This is a genomic window from Spirillospora sp. NPDC127506 (genome assembly GCF_040302145.1).
Taxonomy (GTDB): Bacteria; Actinomycetota; Actinomycetes; order Streptosporangiales; family Streptosporangiaceae; genus Spirillospora.
In genome coordinates this window covers 24,073-40,952 of sequence record NZ_JBEORG010000025.1, presented here as the reverse complement: position 1 = coordinate 40,952, position 16,880 = coordinate 24,073, and the positions used below count along the sequence as shown (strand labels likewise).

The following is a 16,880-nucleotide window of genomic DNA, read 5'->3' as shown; positions in this document are numbered from 1 at the left end:
GAGACCATGCTGAACAGGCTGTTCCACATCGCCATCAACTCCACGGACCTGGAACGCTCCGTCGCCTTCTACCGGAAGCTGGGCTTCCAGGTCCTCCAGGACAGGACGGTCAAGAACGACCAGGTGAAGCAGGCGTTCGCCGTCCCGTCCGGCGACCTCCGCTTCGTCCACCTGCGCCTCGGGGACGACGCCGACGCGACGCTCCTCGACATCGTCGAGTGGTTCGATCCCGCGACGCTGGACACCGGCGCCGAACCGGTACAGCAGCACCAGCGCGGCCTCACCCGCTTCGCGGTGCTCACCGACGACGCCCAGGCGGTGTACGACGCCCTGTCGGAGGACGGCGTGGAGTTCCTGACCAAGCCGACCTCGGTGATGACGCCGGAAGGCGGCTGGAAGATCTGCCTGGCGAAGGACCCCGACGGGGTCGTCGTGCAGGTGACCGAGCTCCTGCCCGCCCCGAACGGCGGGTGAGCGGGCGGTGACCGGTTCCGCACGAGAACCCGCCGTCATCGCATGGAGCGGCCTGGCCGAGCACAACCCGCTGCCCGGCATCACCGGCTCGGTCCACCTCGGCGAGCGGCTGTCCGCCGCGGTCTTCCGGCTGGCGGCCGGCGCGGTCGTGCCGCTGCACGCCCACGGGAACGAGGAGTTCGGCCAGGTCCTCAGCGGCAGCCTGACGCTGGAGACCGGGGGGCGGCGGTCGGCCATCGCCGCCGGGGACGGCTTCCTGATCCCCGGCGAGGTCCCGCACGCGGCGGTGGCCGGGCCGCACGGCTGCCTCCTGCTCGAATGCTACGCGCCGGCGCGCGACCCGTTCCCGCCGGCCGACCCGGGGAGCACACCATGAGCACTTCAACGGACGAGACCCCCGCGAACCTGGCCACCTACGGGCTCTACATCGACGGGTCCTGGAGCGAGAGCTCCTCCGGCCGGACGCTCGAACGCACGAGCCCGACCGACGGCGCCCTCGTCGGCCGGTACGCCCGGGGCGGGCGGGAGGACGTCGACCGCGCGGTCGCCGCCGCGCGCAGGGCCTTCGACGAGGGGCCGTGGCCGAGCCTCGCCGCCCCGAAACGCGCCGCCGTCATGCGGGCCGCGGCCGACCTGCTCCGCGAGCGCGCGCCCGCCATCGGCCGGCGGATCAGCCTGGAGCTCGGCAAGCCCATCACCATGGCCCGCAACGAGGTCGTGCTCACCGCGGAGGTCTTCGACTACTACGCCGCCCTCGCCCTGGACCAGCGCGGCGACCTGGTCTCCCGGCACACCGACGCGGCCCTCGGGCTGGTGCTCAAGGAGCCGGTCGGCGTGGTCGGGATGATCACGCCCTGGAACTTCCCGCTCCTGCTGCTGTCGTGGAAGGTGGCCCCCGCGCTGGCAGCGGGCTGCACGATGGTCGCCAAGCCCGCGAGCCTGACGCCGGGCAGCACCCTCGACCTGGCCGAGGTCCTGGCGGACGCGGGCGTGCCGGCCGGCGTCTACAACGTCGTCACGGGCGGCGGCGGCGAGGTGGGCACGGCGCTCACCGAGCACCCCGGCGTCGACAAGATCGCCTTCACCGGGTCGACCGAGGTCGGCCAGACCGTCATGCGGTCCGCCGTCGGCACCGTCAAACGCGTGAGCATGGAGCTCGGCGGGAAATCGCCCAACATCGTCTTCGCCGACGCCGACCTGGACCAGGCCGTCCGCGGCGCCTACTGGGGCATCTTCCTGAACACCGGCCAGGCCTGCCAGGCCGGAAGCAGGCTGCTGGTCCAGCGCCCGATCCACGACGAGTTCGTGGCGCGGCTCTCCGAACTGGCGCGGACCAGCCGGATCGGCGACCCGCTCGACGAGCGGACCCAGATCGGCCCGCTGGTCGACGAGAACCAGGTCGAGACCGTGCTGCGCTACATCGAACTCGGCCTCCGGAGCGGCGCCGAGCTGGTCGCGGGCGGCGGCCGGGTCGGCGGAGAGCTCGCCGGCGGCCTGTTCGTGGAACCGACGATCTTCGACGACGTGGCGCCCGGGCACGCCGTGGCGCGCGAGGAGATCTTCGGCCCGGTGCTCGCCGTCACCCCGTTCGACACCCGCGACGACGCGGTCCGGCTCGCCAACGACTCGCGGTACGGGCTGGCCGCCGCCGTGTGGACCAGGGATCTCGACACCGCGCTGAGGACGGCCGGGAAGCTGCGCGCCGGGACGGTGTGGGTCAACGCCTACCACGACGCCGGGCTGCCGTTCTGCATGCCCATGGGCGGCTACAAGGCCAGCGGCGTCGGCCGCGAACTCGGTCGCGAGGGCCTCGCCCAGTACTTCGAGACCAAGTCAGTCCACCTCCGCCTCGGAGCCTGATCCGAGCACTCGCCTGACCGGAGACAACGTGCAAGCCACCGCAGCGCCCAGCAACGTCAGCGCCGACGACCTCATCATCGAGGCGGTCGAGGTCATCCCCGTCCGCGTCCCGCTCGCGAAGAAGTACCAGGGATCGAACTACTCCATGACCAACCGGTGCACGATCGTGACCCGGGTCCACACCCGCAACGGGCTGGTCAGCGAGGTCTACAACGGCGACACCGACGCCGAGCAGGCGGTGATCGTGGACATCATCCGCAACGAGATCGTCCCGCACCTGCTCGGGCGGACGGCGCTGAGCACCGAGGCGTGCTGGGAGGCGATGCTCCCGCCCACCTACGACATCCTGCGCGACCGGTCACTGGCCCTGCAAGCCGTCGCGTGCGTCGACTCCGCCCTGTGGGACCTGGTCGGCAAGGCGCTGGGCGTGCCGCTGTTCCGGCTGTGGGGCGGGTACCGCGACCGGTTGCCGGCGATCTGCATCGGCGGGTACTACACCGACGACGACGCCGACATCGCGCGCCAGATCGAGTGGTACCGCGAGCTCGGGTTCGCCGGATGCAAGTTCAAGGTCGGGCGGCTGAGCCCGGCCGAGGACGCCCATCGCACCCGCCTCGCGCGCAAGGCGGGCGGCGACGACTTCGTGCTCATGGTCGACGCCAACCAGGGCTACACCCGGCAGAAGGCGATCGAGTTCGCCCGTCTCACCGAGGACCTCGGCCTGCGCTGGTTCGAGGAGCCGGTGCGCTGGCTGAACGACCGCCTCTCCATGCGCGACGTCCGCCTGACGACCGGCGTCCGCGTCACCGCCGGGCAGAGCGAGAGCACCCGCGCGGGGCTGCGCGACCTGATCAGCGCCGGCGCCGTGGACGCGTGCAACGCGGACGCGAGCTGGATCGGCGGGCCCAGCGAATGGCGCCGGGTCGCCGCGCTGGCGTCGATGTACGAGGTGGAGATGGCGCACCACGAGGAGCCGCAGGTTTCCGCCCACCTGCTCGCCTCGATCCCGCACGGCACCTACCTCGAGACCTTCGACCCGGACCGCGACCCGATCTTCTGGAACCTGATCGCGAACCGGACGCCCTTCGCCGACGGGCACTACGCGGTGCCCGAGGGCCCCGGCTTCGGGCTCGAGCTGGACTGGGACTACATCGGCCGGTACCGGTCCGAGCCGGCCTCATGAGCACCGGTGTGGCGATCGTCGGCGCGGCCGAGTCGGACGCCATCGGCGTGGTCCCCGACCGGTCCGCCCTCCAGCTGCACGCGGAGGCGGCGGCGAACGCCCTGGCCCACGCCGGCCTCGCCCTCACCGACGTCGACGCGCTGTTCACCTGCGGGTTGGACTTCATGCCGTCGCTGATGGTGGCGGAGTACCTCGGGCTCCGCCCCCGCTACTCCAGCAGCCAGTCGATCGGCGGCTCCTCGTTCGTGGCCCACCTCCACGAGGCGGTCCGGGCGATCCAGGCCGGGGCCTGCGAGGTCGCCCTGATCACGCACGGCGAGACGCGGCGGTCGAACCGCAAGCGCGGGGTGCAGACGCGCCCGCAGCACTTCGACCCCTGGCTCCCGGACTGGCAGTGGGAGCGCCCGTACGGCGTGGACGGGCCGCCGAGCGCCTACGCCCTGGCGGCCCGCCGCCACATGCACCAGTACGGGACCACCACGCGCCACTTCGCGGAACTCGCGGTGTCGACGCGCGCCTGGGCGGTCCGCAACCCCCGGGCGTACTACCGGAAGCCGTTGACGGTGGAGGAGATCCTCGCGACCCCGTACTTCGTCTACCCGTTCCGTCCCACCGACATCTGCCTGGTCACCGACGCGGGCGGCGCCGTCGTCCTCACCTCCGCCGCCCGGGCCCGGGACCTCGGGGTCCCCGTCGTCGAGGTCCTCGGCTCGGCGGTCGCCCACACGCACTACGGAGTGAGCCAGATGCCCGACCTGACGGTGAGCCCGGCGGCGCTGTCCGGGCCCGCCGCGTTCGCCGAGGCCGGGCTGGGCCCGGAGGACGTCGACGTGGCCGAGCTCTACGACTCCTTCACCTACACCGCGATGGTGCAGCTGGAGGATCTCGGTTTCTGCGGCAAGGGCGAGAGCGGCGACTTCGTGTCGGGCGGGCGGACGGCACCGGGCGGGGAGTTCCCGCTGAACACCAGCGGCGGCGGCCTCTCCTACACCCACCCGGGCATGTTCGGGATGTTCCTTCTCATCGAGGCCGTCCGGCAGCTGCGGGGCGAGGCCGGCGACCGGCAGGTGGAGAGCCCCGAGGTCGCCCTGGTGAACGGCATCGGCGGATACCTGTCCAGCAGCGCGACCGCGATCCTCGGGGTGGCCCGATGACGCCGGACGGAGCGACTCTGGACGGAGCGGGCCTGGACCCCGTCGTGTCACCCGGCCCGGAAGGGCTCCCGTTCTGGGAGGGCCTGCGGCGCGGAGTCCTTCTGCTGCCCCGCTGCGAGGCGTGCCGGACGTTCTTCTTCTACCCGCGGGCCCTGTGCCCCTCCTGCGGGTCGCGGCGCCTCACATGGGAGGAGAGCAGCGGCCGCGGGACGCTGTACACCTTCTGCGTGCACTTCCGGTCCCAGGTGCCCGGGCTCCAGAGCGCGGCGCCGTTCGCCACGTGCCTGGTCGACCTCGCCGAGGGCCCGCGCGTCATGGGCTATCTGCTGGGGGTGCCCGAGGACCCCGAGCTGATCGAGTGCGGGGTCCCCGTCCGCAGGACCCCGCTGGAGACCCCGGGAGGCCAGTGCCTGCTGGCGTTCCGGCCGGTCTGACGGCGCCGTGGGACGGCCGTCCCGAGGGTCTGCCGGGCAGGTTGCGAGAGCCAGGCCGGACTCCTACTGTCATGGCTGACATGAACGAGCCCGGCACCGAACCCGCAGGGGCCCGCCGCCCGAGAGGGAAGGGCCGGGTGGCCGAACGCGTCGTCGAGGAACTGCGCGCGTACATCGCCGACAACGACCTGCGGCCCGGCGACAGGCTGCCTCCCGAGCGCGTCTTCATGGAGCTGCTCTCCGTCAGCCGGTCGTCCTTGCGCGAGGCGGTGCGCGTCCTCTCCGCGATGGGCTGCATCGAGGTGGTGCACGGCGACGGCATGTACGTCACCGCGAACTCCGCTGACGGCGAGACCGGCAAGGCGATGTTCGACACCCATGAGGAGCACGCTCTCCGCAACCTCGTCGAGACCAGGCTGGGCGTGGAACTGGCGGCGGTCACCGCCCTGACCCGCCGCGGCACCGCCGCCGACTTCGACGCCCTCGCGGCGATGCTCGACGAGCAGGGAGCGAAGCTGCGGGAGGACGGCTCCTTCGTCTGGGAGCCGCTCGCCTTCGAGCTCGCCATCGCGTCGATGTCCGGCAACACGTGGCTCTGCGAGATCGAGGAGCGGCTCCGCGACGCCTGGGTCAGGCTCTCCTCGGGCTTGAAGGCGACCGTCGGCCGGCACGGCGAATGGCATGCCGAGCACCTGGCGATCCTCGCGAGCATGCGCAGCGGCAACGTCGCCCAGGCGCAGCGGCTCGTCATGGCCCATCTGAGCCTTGAGCGTTTCGAGAGCGACCTCGCGAGGCGGTCCCGGGCCGGCCGCTCACCGGGCAGGCGCAAGACCGCCGGCGGGGATCGCTGAGCCGGCCGCGGTGACGGCCCGCGCGCGGCCCGTCCCGCGCGGTTAGCATGATCAGGTGCTGCTGACCGCCGACGGCCGATTCACGCCGTACGGGCCGTCGCACTGGGCGGCGCTCGGGCTGTTCGCGGCCGGCTGCGCCGTGCTGGTGCCGCTCGGGCGCGCGCAGCGCGCGGGGCCGGGGGAACCCGGGGACCGGGCGCGCGGCTTCGGCCAGGCGTACGCGCTGGCGATCGCGTACGTGGTGATCGGGACCAAGGCGTACACGCTGCTCCCCGGGCGGTGGAGCATCGGCGGGTCGCTGCCGCTGCAGCTGAGCGACCTGGCCTGGGCGGCCTCCGCCGGCGCGCTCTGGACCCTGGGCCGGCGCTGGTTCGCGCTGACGTACTACTGGGGGCTCACCCTGGCGGTGCAGGCCCTGCTCACACCGGCGCTGCACGGCCCCGACTACCCGGGCATCGGCTATCTGGGCTTCTTCGGGAGGCATCTGCTGGTCCTGTGGGCCGCCGTGTACCTGACCTGGGGGCTGGGGATGCGCCCGGACTGGGGCGGCTACCGCTTCGCCGTCGCCGCGACCGCGCTGTGGGCCGCCGCCGTGTTCGCCTTCAACCTGGTCGCCGGGACCAACTACGGCTTCCTCCGGGCCAAGCCCGGCACCGGCTCGGTGCTGGACCTGTTGGGCCCCTGGCCGTGGTACGTGCCGGCCGAGATCGTGATCGTCATGCTCGGCTGGGCCCTGATCACCTGGCCGTGGACCCGTGCGGGCGCCGGTGGAGAGCGGCCCGCCCGCTGACGGGGACGACGGCCGGAGGGGCGTCGTCCTCCGACTCCTGTGATTTTCCTACGCGTTGTGTGATCGATCGGTAGCATTCCGTGCTCTGTGCTGAGTGGTCCGGGAGGTGGGGCGTTGGCGGGGTTCCTGCTGCGGCGGCTGGTGAGCCGGGGAGTGCTGGTGGTCGTCGCCGGGAGTCTCGCCTATCTGCTGGCCGCCGCCGCGCTCGATCCGCGCGCCGGCTTCGAGGCACGCGTGCCGCGTCCGCCGGACGCCGTGATCGATGCCCGGCTCAGCGCCCTCAACCTCGACGACCGGACGCCTCTGGCCGAGCGGTTCCTCGTGTGGGGCGGGGGCGTCGTGCGCGGCGACTTCGGCAGGACGCGGGAGGGGGAGCCCGTCAACGCCGAGTTATGGCCGCGGCTGGGGGTGAGTCTCCGGCTGGTGGTTCCCGGCGGTGTCGCCGGGAGCGTGCTGGGGGTCCTGCTCGGCGCGTACGCGGCGACCAGGCGCGGGCGGGGAGCGGACAGGTTCATCACGGGCGGGGCCTGCGTGCTCTTGGCCGTCCCCGTGTTCGTCCTGGCGGTGCTGTTGCAGACGGCCGCGGCGACGGTGAACGACGCCATGGGCGTGCGGGTCTTCGTGTGGGTCGGGGAAGGCGAGTCCGCGGGGATCGTCGGCCAGGTGCGGCATGCGGTGCTTCCCACGGCCACGATCACGCTGCTGCAACTCGCCGTCTACGCCCGCTACCAGCGGGGCCTCATGCTGGACGTCCTGCACGCCGATTTCGTGCGGACGGCGCGGGCCAAGGGGCTCCGGCGGCGGACGGCGCTGCTGCGGCACGGCCTGCGCACCGCGCTCGTGCCGATGGCCGCGTACTTCGCCTACGCGGCCGGGCCGCTGGTCATCGGCGGGATGCTCACCGAGAAGGTCTTCGGGTGGCACGGGATGGGCGAGTGGCTCGCCGACTCGATCGACCGCGGGGACGTCAACGCGGTCGCCGCGATCGACTGCGTCGCCGCCTGCGCGGTGCTGCCGGCGGGTCTGGTCTCGGACGTCCTGAACGGCCTCCTCGACCCGCGGGTCCGGCCGGGGGCGGCGGCGTGACGCGGCGGGGCGCCGCCGGGTCCGTGCTGCTCGCCGCGGTGGTCGCGCTGGCCTTCGCCGGGCCGCTCGTGTCGCCGTGGAGCTGGGACGAGACGGACTTCACGGCCTTCGGGCAGGGCCCGTCCGGGCGGCACTGGCTCGGCACGACGCAGAGCGGGCGGGACGTGTTCGCCCTCACGCTGCGCGGGGCGCAGAAGTCGCTGGTGATCGGCCTGCTCGCGGCCCTGCTCTCGTCCGGGCTCGCCGCCGTCGCCGGCACCGTCGCGGGATTCGCGGGCGGGCCGCTCGACCGCGCCCTCATGTGGGGTGCCGATCTCCTGCTGGTGCTGCCGCCGCTGCTCGTCGTCGCGGTCCTGGCGCCGGGCGGGGGATGGCCGCTGCTCGCGCCGCTCCTCGCCGCGTTCATGTGGATGCTCCCCGCCAGGGCGGTGCGGGCGTCGACGCTGTCGGTGCGCGAGCGCGGGCACGTGCTCGCCGCCCGGTTCCTGGGGGTGGCGGCGCCGCGCGTGCTCGTCCGGCACGTCCTGCCGCAGGTCGCCTCGCTGCTGGTCGCGGACGCGAGCCTGGCCGCCGGCGCCGCGATCGCGGCGGAGGGCGGGCTGTCGTTCCTCGGCCTCGGGGTCCGTCCGCCGGACGTGTCGCTGGGCGCGCTCATCGCGGACGGCCGGGGCGCGGCGGCGACGTGGCCGTCCGGGGCCGCCGCCGGGCTGCTCGCGCTGATCGTCCTCGCGGTCAACCTGCTCGGCGACGGGCTGCGGGACGCCCTCGATCCGCTGCGGGGCGGGCGGTGACGGTGCTGGAGGTCGCCGGCCTGTCGGTCGTTCACGCGGGCGGCGTGCGCGCCGTGCGAGGGGTGAGCTTCGCGGTCGGGGCGGGGGAGGTCCTCGGGATCGTCGGGGAGTCCGGGGCCGGGAAGACCGCCGCCGCGCTCGCCGTGATGGGGCTCCTCCCGGACGGCGCCGAGGTGACGGGATCGGTGCGGCTGCGCGGGGAGGAGCTGATCGGACGCTCCGACGCCGAACTCTCCCGCGTGCGCGGCAGGGACCTCGCGATGGTGTTCCAGGAGCCCGCGCTCACGCCCGTGCACACCGTGGGCGACCAGATCGCCGAGGCCGTCCGCGTCCACTCCGGAGCCGCGCGGGCGGCGGCGCGTGCGCGGGCGGTGGAGCTGCTCGGCCAGGTGGGGATCGCGGCGCGGCGGGCGCGCGCCTACCCGCACGAGTTCTCCGGCGGGATGCTGCGGCGCGTGATGATCGCCATGGCCATCGCCAACGCGCCGGCAGTGATCTTGGCGGACGAGCCGACCGCGGGGCTGGACGTGACGGTCCGGGCGCAGATCCTGGACGTGCTCCGGGGCGCGCGTGAGGCGACCGGCGCCGCCATCGTGCTGATCAGCCACGACCTCGGCGTCGTCGAAGGCTTCGCCGATCGCGTGACGGTGATGCGCGAGGGCCGGGTCGTCGAGAGCGGGCCGGTAGAGCGGGTCTACCTGGAGCCGCGTGCGGCCTGCACGGCCGAGCTGCTGGGGTCTGTTCCTCGCGTGGACGGCACAGCCCCGCCCCGGCCTCGGCCCGAGCGTCCTGTCGCGCTGCGGGTGGACGGTCTTGCCAGGCACTACCCGGTCTTCAAGGGAACGCTCGTGCGCCGCCGGCTCGGGACGGTGCGCGCCGTGGACGGCATCGGATTCGACGTCCGGGAGGGCGAGACCCTCGCGCTCGTCGGCGAGTCCGGATGCGGGAAGACGACCGCCCTGATGGAGATCCTGCGACTGTCGCGGCCGCAGAGGGGACGAGTGGTCGTCCTCGGCCAGGACACGGCGTCTTTGAACGCGGCCCGGCGGAAGGCCCTGCGGCGCGACGTCCAGGTCGTCTTCCAGGACCCGGGCGCGTCGCTCAACCCGCGGATGCGCGTGGCCGCCATCATCGCCGAGCCCCTGACCGCGCACGGGTTCCCGTCCTCGCTGATCGAAAGCCGCGTGAAGGAGTCGCTGGAGCTGGTGGGCTTGGAGAGCGAGCACGCCAGGCGTTTCCCGCACGCGCTCTCGGGCGGGCAGAGGCAGCGCGTGGCCATCGCCAGAGCGCTCGCCTTGGAACCGCGTCTGCTCCTGCTGGACGAACCCGTGTCCGCTTTGGACGTGTCCGTGCAGGCGAGCGTGATGGCCCTGTTGGAGAGCCTCCGCGACCGCCTCGGCCTGGCGTATCTGCTCGTCGCCCATGACCTGGCCGTCGTCCACCGCATCGCCGACCGGGTCGCCGTCATGTACATGGGCCGGATCGTCGAACTGGGACCGACGCCCGACGTGTACCGGGCACCGGCCCACCCCTACACGCGTGCGCTGTTGCGGCGCGTCCGCCTGCGTGGAGACCCGCCGGACCCGATGTCACCGCTCACCGGATGCCGTTTCCGATTCCGGTGCCCCCGCTACGCCGTGCTCGCGAAGGAGGACGCCCGCCTGTGCGACGAACAGGACCCGAAGCCATGGGGAGGCGCGGACCGGTCGGTCGCCTGCCACCATCCCCTCGTCGGTGCGGGGGCCCGGCAGTGAAGCGGATGCTCGGCGCGGCCCTCCTGGCCGCCGTGCTGCTGAGCGGATGCGGTGACCTGGAACAGCGAGGCGACGCGTCCGGACGGCTGCCGGCCTCGGACGTCAATCCCGCCCCGCGCGGCCGGATCGCGGGCGGCGGGACGCTCCGCTGGGCGCTGCCGGAGTTCCCGTCCCAGTGGAACTTCAACCACGTCGACGGCGCCAAGGGCGCGGTGGAGCACGTCATCCAGGGCGTCCTGCCGTATCTGATGCGCGCCGACGAGAGATCCGTCCCGCATCCCGTCCCGGAGTACCTGGAATCGGCCGCGCTGAAGCGCACCGGGCGCGGCCAGACCGTCACCTACAGGCTCAACCCGCGGGCCAGATGGTCCGACGGCCGCCCGCTCGGATACGCCGATTTCGCAGCCCAGGCCCGTGCGCTGTCCGGACGCGACCCGCGCTACGAGGTGTCCACCGTCTCCGGCTACCGCCTGATCGAGCACGTCGAGCGGGGCGCCCTGCCGAACGAGGTGAAGGTGACGTTCGCCCGGACGTACGCCGACTGGCGGAGCCTGTTCAGCCCGCTCTACCCGGCCGCCGCGTACGCCTCCCCGCGCGAGTTCAACACCGGCTGGCTGAACCGGCTGCCCGTCACGGCGGGACCGTTCAAGGCCCAGCGGCTCGACCGCACCGGCAAGACCGTCACGCTGGTGCGCGACCCGGCCTGGTGGGGCGCGCCCGCGAAGCTCGACCGCATCGTCTACCGGGCGATGGACACCAGCGCGATGCCAGGCGCGTTCGCCAACCACGAGATCGACCTCATGGACATCGGGCTGGACGCGGGCGCGATGCGGCGCCTCCAGGACGTCCCCGGCGCCGACATACGCCGTGCCGGCGGGCCCGACTGGCGGCACTTCACCTTCAACGCCGCCGGACCGATCCTGTCGGACGTCCGCGTGCGGCGCGCGGTCATGCTCGGCATCGACCGCCGGGTGATCGCGCGATCCGACCTCTCCGGGCTCGGCGTCCCCGTCCGGACGCTCGGCAACCACTTCTACGTCAACACCCAGGACGGTTACCGCGACAACTCGGATGCGCTCGGAACCTACGACCCGGCACGCGCGGAGCGACTCCTCGACGAGGCGGGGTGGCGGCGACGCGGCGAGTACCGTGCCAAGGCCGGGCGGACGCTCGCACTGCGGTTCGTGATCCCGTCCGGAGTCCCGGTGAGCAAACGCGAAGCGGAACTGGCCCGTGCGCTGCTCGCACGTATCGGCGTCCGGGTCGACATCAGGCCCGTCCCGGCCGACGACGCCCTCGACACCTACGTCACGCGGGGCGGCTTCGACATCGTCCCGTTCTCGTGGCTGGGCACCTCGTTCCCGGTCTCACCCATGAGAGCGGTGTTCGCGCGGCCGCGTGGAGGCGCCGTCCAGCAGAACTACTCCCGCACGGGAACGGCCGCCATAGACACGGCGATGGACCGGGCGATCGCGGAGATCGACCCGGAGAGGATTCACGTCCTTGTGAACAGGGCGGACCGGCTCATCTGGCGCCAGGCGTCGGTGCTGCCGCTGTACCAGCGTCCGCAGCTCGTCGCCGTGCGCGCCGACCTGGCCAACATGGGCGCCTGCGGCTTCCTCGAACCCGCCTACCAGGACATCGGCTTCACCCGCCGCCCCTAGCCCGCGCCGGTCAGGGGAAGGCGAGCCGGATGCCCTTGCGGTCGCTGGTGTAGCGGGCGTTCCACACGTACAGCCGAAGGTCGTCGGCGGAGAGGCCGGCGTTGACCGGTAGGTCGGAGGCGATCCGCACGAGGTAGGAGGCTCCGCCGGGCATCATCTTGCTGCCGTTGTCGTCGACCGGCGGCTTCGACCCGTCGATCCGGGCGGTGATCCTGCTGTGGTTCGGCAGCGTGCACATGTCGCCGGGGATGCCCGCCTGCGGCATGCACCGCTCCCGCGCCGCCTTCGGCACCTGCGCCTTCGGCATGAACAGGTCGGCGGGGAAGTCCAGCAGGACGGCCCGGCGCTGGGTGTTGGTGAGGATGTAGTCGGCGTAGGCGTACGTCGTCCCGGACGGCGGCGCCTTCGTGGCGCCGAGCGGCTGCCGGCCGGTGCCGGCGCGGACGGCGGCCAGGCTGTAGCCGTAGCCCTCGGGGGTCGTGAAGTTCACCGGCGGGCCCGCGTCCGGCGAGGGGACGGTGGAGCCGGGGCGGGCGCCGTCGCCCTGGCTCGCCAGCGTCGGCTGGGACGCCTCCCCGGCGCCGTCGGCGCCCGGGCGCAGGACGACGATGCCCGCGGCGATCGCGGCGATCCCCACGGCGCCGGTGACGGCCCCGGCGAGGCCGAGCCTTCCCGCGCTCGTCTTCCTTCTTCGGCGGTGCGAACGGTACGGCTGGTAGGTGCTGTTGGACATGATGGTGCGTGCTCCCTCGTGCCTGCTCCAGGCTAAGTAAGCGCGTCCTATCGAGTTGGGTCGGCAACGGCGGCTGGACACGATACCGGACGCCCGGATCGGCGGTGGTCCGGGCGCGCGGCCTACGAACGGCGCGCGACGAGGGCGTCGCGGCCGAGACCCCGCAGGGAGGCGTCCAGCACCTGCGCGGTGTGCGCGACCGCGATGCCGGCGCCGCGCCGGCGCAGCGCTGTGGCGATCTGCATCGAGCAGCCGGGGTTGGCGGCGACCAGTAGTTCGGCTCCGGTGGCGTCCACGTTCACCGCCTTGCGGTCGCCGAGTTCGCCGGCGGCCTCCGGCTGGAACAGGTTATATGTTCCGGCCGAGCCGCAGCAGACGTCGGGTTCGGCGATCTCCCGCACGGTCAGCCCGGGAATGGCGGCCAGCAGCGCGCGGGGCTGGCGGCGCACGCCCTGGGCGTGGGCGAGGTGGCAGGCGTCGTGGTAGGCGACCGTGACCGGAAGTGGCCTCCGTTCCGCGCGGGGCCCGAGTTCCACGAGGTACTCGGCGAAGTCCCTGGTCTTCGCCGAGAGCGCCTTCGCGCGCTCCGCCCAGGCGGGGTCGCCGGCGAGCAGCGCCTCGTACTCCTTCATCGCGGACCCGCAGCCCGCCGAGTTGACCACGATGACGTCGACGTCCTCGAACGCCTCGATCGTCCGGCGGGCGAACGCGCGGGCCTCCTCGGCGCGCCCCGAGTGCAGGGACAGCGCCCCGCAGCACCCCTGGCCGCGGGGGATGACGACGTCGCAGCCCTCAAGGGCCAGGACGCGGGCCGTGGCGGCGTTGACGCCGGGGAAGAACTCGCCCTGCACGCAGCCGGTCAGCATCCCGACCGCGGCGCGGCGCCCGCCGCGCGCGGCGACCCGCTCCGGCAGCCTCGGCGCCCTGCCGAGGGGCGGCGCGAGCCGTTCCATCGCGGCGATCGACGGGGACAGGCGCTCCAGGATCCCGCTGCGCCGCACGAGGCGCTCCAGCCCCGACTTCTGGTAGGCGCGCAGGGGGCCGCGCAGCGCGCGCAGCCTCCGCTTGTACGGGAACAGCTGGAAGACCAGCTCCCTGACGGCCCGCTCCTTCAGCGGACGGGGATGTTCGCTCTCCACCTCGGCGCGGGTGTGCTCGATGAGACGGTCGTACTGGACGCCGGACGGGCAGGACGTCACGCACGCCATGCATCCGAGGCAGCGGTCGAAGTGCTCGACCATCGGCCCGCTGAGGGGTGCGCCCTCCACATGCTGCTGCATGAGGTGGATGCGGCCCCTGGGGGAGTCCATCTCCTCGCCCCACAGCACGTACGTCGGGCACGTGGGCAGGCAGAAACCGCAGTGGACGCAGTCGTTGAGGAGATCCGGGAGGTCGTCCTGGGTGCTCATCAGATACCTCCCACGAAGCGGCCGGGGGACAGCCGGTGATCAGGGTCGAACTGGTCCTTGACGCGCCGCATCAGCGCGAGCGCCGGAACCGGCCCCCACAGGTCGATCTCGCCGCGCACCCCTTCCGGGGCGTAGCGGACGACGGCATGGCCGCGGTGGCGGCCCAGCACGTCCCTCAGCCGGCCCAGGAGATCGGCGACCTCCTGCGCGGTCATCCCCGCGTCGAGGCCGACGTGCCCGTGGCCGCTGCCGCTCCATGTGACCGGGGTGCCGGGACCGAGCAACGTGAGGACGTCGCGGAGCGAAGGCGGCGGTGCGCTGATGTCGATGAGCGTGGTGCCGTCGGGATAGCGTCCCCAGCCGTCCGGTGCGGTATCGGAGATCCCGGCGGTCTCGCCGAGGAGTTCCGCGGTCTGCCCGGCGCGCGCGGCGACGCCGTCCGGCACGCCTTCCAGGAGCACGGAAACCGTGCTCGGCCCGATGTACTCGACGGCGCTGGGCGCCACGGGGGAGTGGAGGACGCTCTGCACGGCGTCGTGCGCCTGCTCCGGGCCGTCCACGGCGCACGTCACGTACGCGGTCGCCGCGGGGATCGGGTGCAGGCGGAACGTCGCCTCCACGATCAGCCCCAGGGTGCCGAACGAGCCGGAGAACAGCCGGCCCAGGTCGTATCCGGCGACGTTCTTGACGACCTTGCCGCCCGACCGCGCGACCTGGCCGTCCGCCCGGACGATCGTGAGCCCGATGACCAGGTTCCGCGGCGTCCCGTACATCGTGCGGAGCGGGCCGGCGGCGCCGGTCGCGATCGTCCCGCCGACCGTCGAGCCCGGCAGCGGCACGTCCAGGGCGAGGCGCTGGCCGCGTTCCGCGAGCCGCTCGCCGAGCCGCTCCATGGGGAGCCCGGCCTCGGCCTTCGCGACGAGGTCGCCCGCCGTGTGCTCGACGAGCCTGTCCAGCCGGTGGGTGTCGATCAGCAGGTCGCAGCGCTGCGGGGGCGTCCCCCAGTCGAGGCGGGTCTCGGCCCCGCGCGGGACGACCGCGAGCCCCTTCTCGGCGGCGACGCGCATGATGTCGGCGGCCTCGGTCAGGTCCTTCGGCGCGGCGACGAGCGCGGGCTCGACGCCCAGCACGCCCTCCGCGGGCTCGCCGGGGCGTACGTCGGCGCAGACCTTCGCCAGTGCGTCCAGGGGGCGCATCAGAAGATGTCCGCCTTTCCTTCGTACGGGTGCGGGCCCTTGTGCTTGCCGGGCACCTCGCCGCACAGCCGCGGCGTGGGGAAGACCTTGCCCGGGTTGCACAGCCCCGCGGGGTCGAACCCGCAGCGGACCATCTGCATCGTGTCCAGGTCGGCGTCGGTGAACATGCGCGGCATGTACCGGGCCTTGTCGACGCCCACGCCGTGCTCGCCGGTGATGGAGCCGCCGTGCTGGATGCACAGGTCGAGGATCGCTCCCGACACGGTCTCGGCGCGCTCCTCGGCGCCCTCCTCCGCGTCGTCGAACAGCACCAGCGGATGCAGGTTCCCGTCGCCCGCGTGGAACACGTTCGCGACCCGCACGCCCGACTCGGCCGACAGCGCGTCGATGCCCGCCAGCACCTCCGGCAGCACCGTCCGCGGGATCACGCCGTCCTGGACGAGGTAGGCGGGGCTGATCCGGCCGACCGCCGCGAACGCGGACTTGCGGCCCTTCCAGATCAGCGCGCGCTCCTCGTCGTCGGCGGCGATCCGGATCTCGAACGCGCCCGCGTCCCGGCACAGCCGCTCCACCTCGGCGAACTGCGCGGCGACCTCGGCCTCCGGGCCGTCCAGCTCCACGATCAGCACCGACCCGGCGCCCGCCGGGTACTCGCAGCGCACCGCCGCCTCGGCCGCCTCGATCGCGAGGGCGTCCATCATCTCGATCGCCGCCGGGACGACGCCCGCCCCGATGATCGCCGACACCGCGGTGCCGCCCGCCTCGATCGAGTCGAACGCCGCCAGCAGCGTCTGCACCGTCTCCGGCAACCGCGTCAGCCGCACCGTGACCTTGGTGGTGATGCCGAGCGTGCCCTCCGCGCCGACGAACACGCCGAGCAGGTCGTAGCCGGGCGCGTCCGCCGCCAGCTCCACCAGCTCGCCGTCCGGTGTGACGACCTCGCAGGCCAGCACGTGGTGCGCGGTGAACCCGTACTTCAGGCAGTGCGCGCCGCCGGAGTTCTCCGCGACGTTCCCGCCGACCGAGCAGATCTGCTGGCTGGACGGGTCGGGCGCGAAGTAGTACCCGTACGGCCGGACGGCCCGCGTCACGTCCAGGTTGATCACGCCGGGCTCCACCACGGCGCGCTGCCCGGGGATGTCGATCTCCAGGATCCGGCGCATCCGGGCGGTGACGATCAGCACGCCGTCGGCGCGGGGGAGCGCCCCGCCGGACAGCCCAGTCCCCGACCCGCGCGCCACGTACGGCACGCCCGCCGCCGCGCACTCCCGCACGATCGCCGCGATCTGCTCGGCCGTGTCGGGCAGCACGACGATCCCGGGCGTGCACCGGTGGTTGGTGAGGCCGTCGCACTCGTAGGTGCGCAGCCGCACCGGATCGGTGATCACCCGTTCCGGCCCGACGATCCCGCCGAGCCGCGGTGCGAGCCCTGTGAGCATGGATTCCATCACTACCACCATCCTCCGCCCCCGCGACCCCCGCAAGATCCGGCCGGCCCCGC

General features: G+C 73.3%; 16 protein-coding genes. 12 read left to right on the top strand and 4 right to left on the bottom strand.

Going from position 1 to position 16,880, the window contains the following annotated elements:
• The first annotated feature begins 6 nt into the window (after positions 1 to 6).
• The 12 genes from ABTW95_RS22905 (at position 7) to ABTW95_RS22850 (ending at position 12,041) form a co-directional block, all read left to right on the top strand.
• Positions 7 to 474 carry a VOC family protein gene (locus ABTW95_RS22905; protein WP_500227343.1) on the top strand — a complete coding sequence of 156 codons (468 nt, stop codon included), beginning with the start codon at positions 7 to 9 and terminating at the stop codon, positions 472 to 474.
• 7 nt (positions 475 to 481) lie between these two features.
• Complete coding sequence (locus ABTW95_RS22900; RefSeq protein ID WP_500227342.1) at positions 482 to 850, top strand: cupin domain-containing protein; 369 nt, start codon at positions 482 to 484, stop codon at positions 848 to 850.
• Positions 847 to 2,334, top strand: a complete 1,488-nt coding sequence (locus tag ABTW95_RS22895) for an aldehyde dehydrogenase family protein (protein ID WP_500227341.1) — start codon at positions 847 to 849, stop codon at positions 2,332 to 2,334. The genes ABTW95_RS22900 and ABTW95_RS22895 overlap by 4 nt, the downstream gene beginning before the upstream one ends.
• 28 nt (positions 2,335 to 2,362) lie before the next feature.
• Positions 2,363 to 3,517 carry a mandelate racemase/muconate lactonizing enzyme family protein gene (locus ABTW95_RS22890; protein WP_396445241.1) on the top strand — a complete coding sequence of 385 codons (1,155 nt, stop codon included), beginning with the start codon at positions 2,363 to 2,365 and terminating at the stop codon, positions 3,515 to 3,517.
• Positions 3,514 to 4,671: an acetyl-CoA acetyltransferase gene (locus tag ABTW95_RS22885; RefSeq protein WP_500227340.1), complete on the top strand. Its 1,158-nt coding sequence runs from the start codon at positions 3,514 to 3,516 to the stop codon at positions 4,669 to 4,671. The genes ABTW95_RS22890 and ABTW95_RS22885 overlap by 4 nt, the downstream gene beginning before the upstream one ends.
• Positions 4,668 to 5,105 carry a Zn-ribbon domain-containing OB-fold protein gene (locus tag ABTW95_RS22880; RefSeq protein WP_500227339.1) on the top strand — a complete coding sequence of 146 codons (438 nt, stop codon included), beginning with the start codon at positions 4,668 to 4,670 and terminating at the stop codon, positions 5,103 to 5,105. The genes ABTW95_RS22885 and ABTW95_RS22880 overlap by 4 nt, the downstream gene beginning before the upstream one ends.
• Before the next feature lie 80 nt (positions 5,106 to 5,185).
• Entirely contained in the window at positions 5,186 to 5,956 is a 771-nt protein-coding gene (locus tag ABTW95_RS22875) for a FadR/GntR family transcriptional regulator (protein ID WP_500227338.1), read from the top strand.
• 55 nt (positions 5,957 to 6,011) lie between these two features.
• Positions 6,012 to 6,746, top strand: coding sequence for a YwaF family protein (locus ABTW95_RS22870; RefSeq protein WP_500227337.1), 735 nt, complete (start codon positions 6,012 to 6,014; stop codon positions 6,744 to 6,746).
• A 114-nt stretch (positions 6,747 to 6,860) separates the two neighbouring features.
• Positions 6,861 to 7,832 carry an ABC transporter permease gene (locus ABTW95_RS22865; RefSeq protein WP_500227336.1) on the top strand — a complete coding sequence of 324 codons (972 nt, stop codon included), beginning with the start codon at positions 6,861 to 6,863 and terminating at the stop codon, positions 7,830 to 7,832.
• Positions 7,829 to 8,623, top strand: a complete 795-nt coding sequence (locus tag ABTW95_RS22860) for an ABC transporter permease (RefSeq protein ID WP_500227335.1) — start codon at positions 7,829 to 7,831, stop codon at positions 8,621 to 8,623. The genes ABTW95_RS22865 and ABTW95_RS22860 overlap by 4 nt, the downstream gene beginning before the upstream one ends.
• Positions 8,620 to 10,377, top strand: coding sequence for a dipeptide ABC transporter ATP-binding protein (locus ABTW95_RS22855; RefSeq protein ID WP_500227334.1), 1,758 nt, complete (start codon positions 8,620 to 8,622; stop codon positions 10,375 to 10,377). Before ABTW95_RS22860 ends, ABTW95_RS22855 begins: the two co-directional genes overlap by 4 nt.
• Positions 10,378 to 10,382: 5 nt before the next feature.
• On the top strand, positions 10,383 to 12,041 hold the full coding sequence (locus ABTW95_RS22850; RefSeq protein WP_500227377.1) for an ABC transporter family substrate-binding protein: 1,659 nt from the start codon (positions 10,383 to 10,385) through the stop codon (positions 12,039 to 12,041).
• Between the two features lie 10 nt (positions 12,042 to 12,051).
• Here ABTW95_RS22850 and ABTW95_RS22845 read toward each other — a convergent pair whose 3' ends face one another.
• The 4 genes from ABTW95_RS22845 to ABTW95_RS22830 all read right to left on the bottom strand — a co-directional run bounded on the left by ABTW95_RS22845 (position 12,052) and on the right by ABTW95_RS22830 (position 16,827).
• Positions 12,052 to 12,774, bottom strand: a complete 723-nt coding sequence (locus ABTW95_RS22845; protein WP_500227333.1) for a hypothetical protein — start codon at positions 12,772 to 12,774, stop codon at positions 12,052 to 12,054.
• Positions 12,775 to 12,896: 122 nt separating this feature from the next.
• On the bottom strand, positions 12,897 to 14,183 hold the full coding sequence (locus tag ABTW95_RS22840; protein WP_500227332.1) for a (Fe-S)-binding protein: 1,287 nt from the start codon (positions 14,181 to 14,183) through the stop codon (positions 12,897 to 12,899).
• Positions 14,183 to 15,379, bottom strand: coding sequence for an FAD-binding oxidoreductase (locus ABTW95_RS22835; RefSeq protein ID WP_500227331.1), 1,197 nt, complete (start codon positions 15,377 to 15,379; stop codon positions 14,183 to 14,185). The genes ABTW95_RS22840 and ABTW95_RS22835 overlap by 1 nt, the downstream gene beginning before the upstream one ends.
• Positions 15,379 to 16,827, bottom strand: coding sequence for an FAD-linked oxidase C-terminal domain-containing protein (locus tag ABTW95_RS22830; protein WP_500227330.1), 1,449 nt, complete (start codon positions 16,825 to 16,827; stop codon positions 15,379 to 15,381). Before ABTW95_RS22830 ends, ABTW95_RS22835 begins: the two co-directional genes overlap by 1 nt.
• Positions 16,828 to 16,880: the final 53 nt, after the last annotated feature.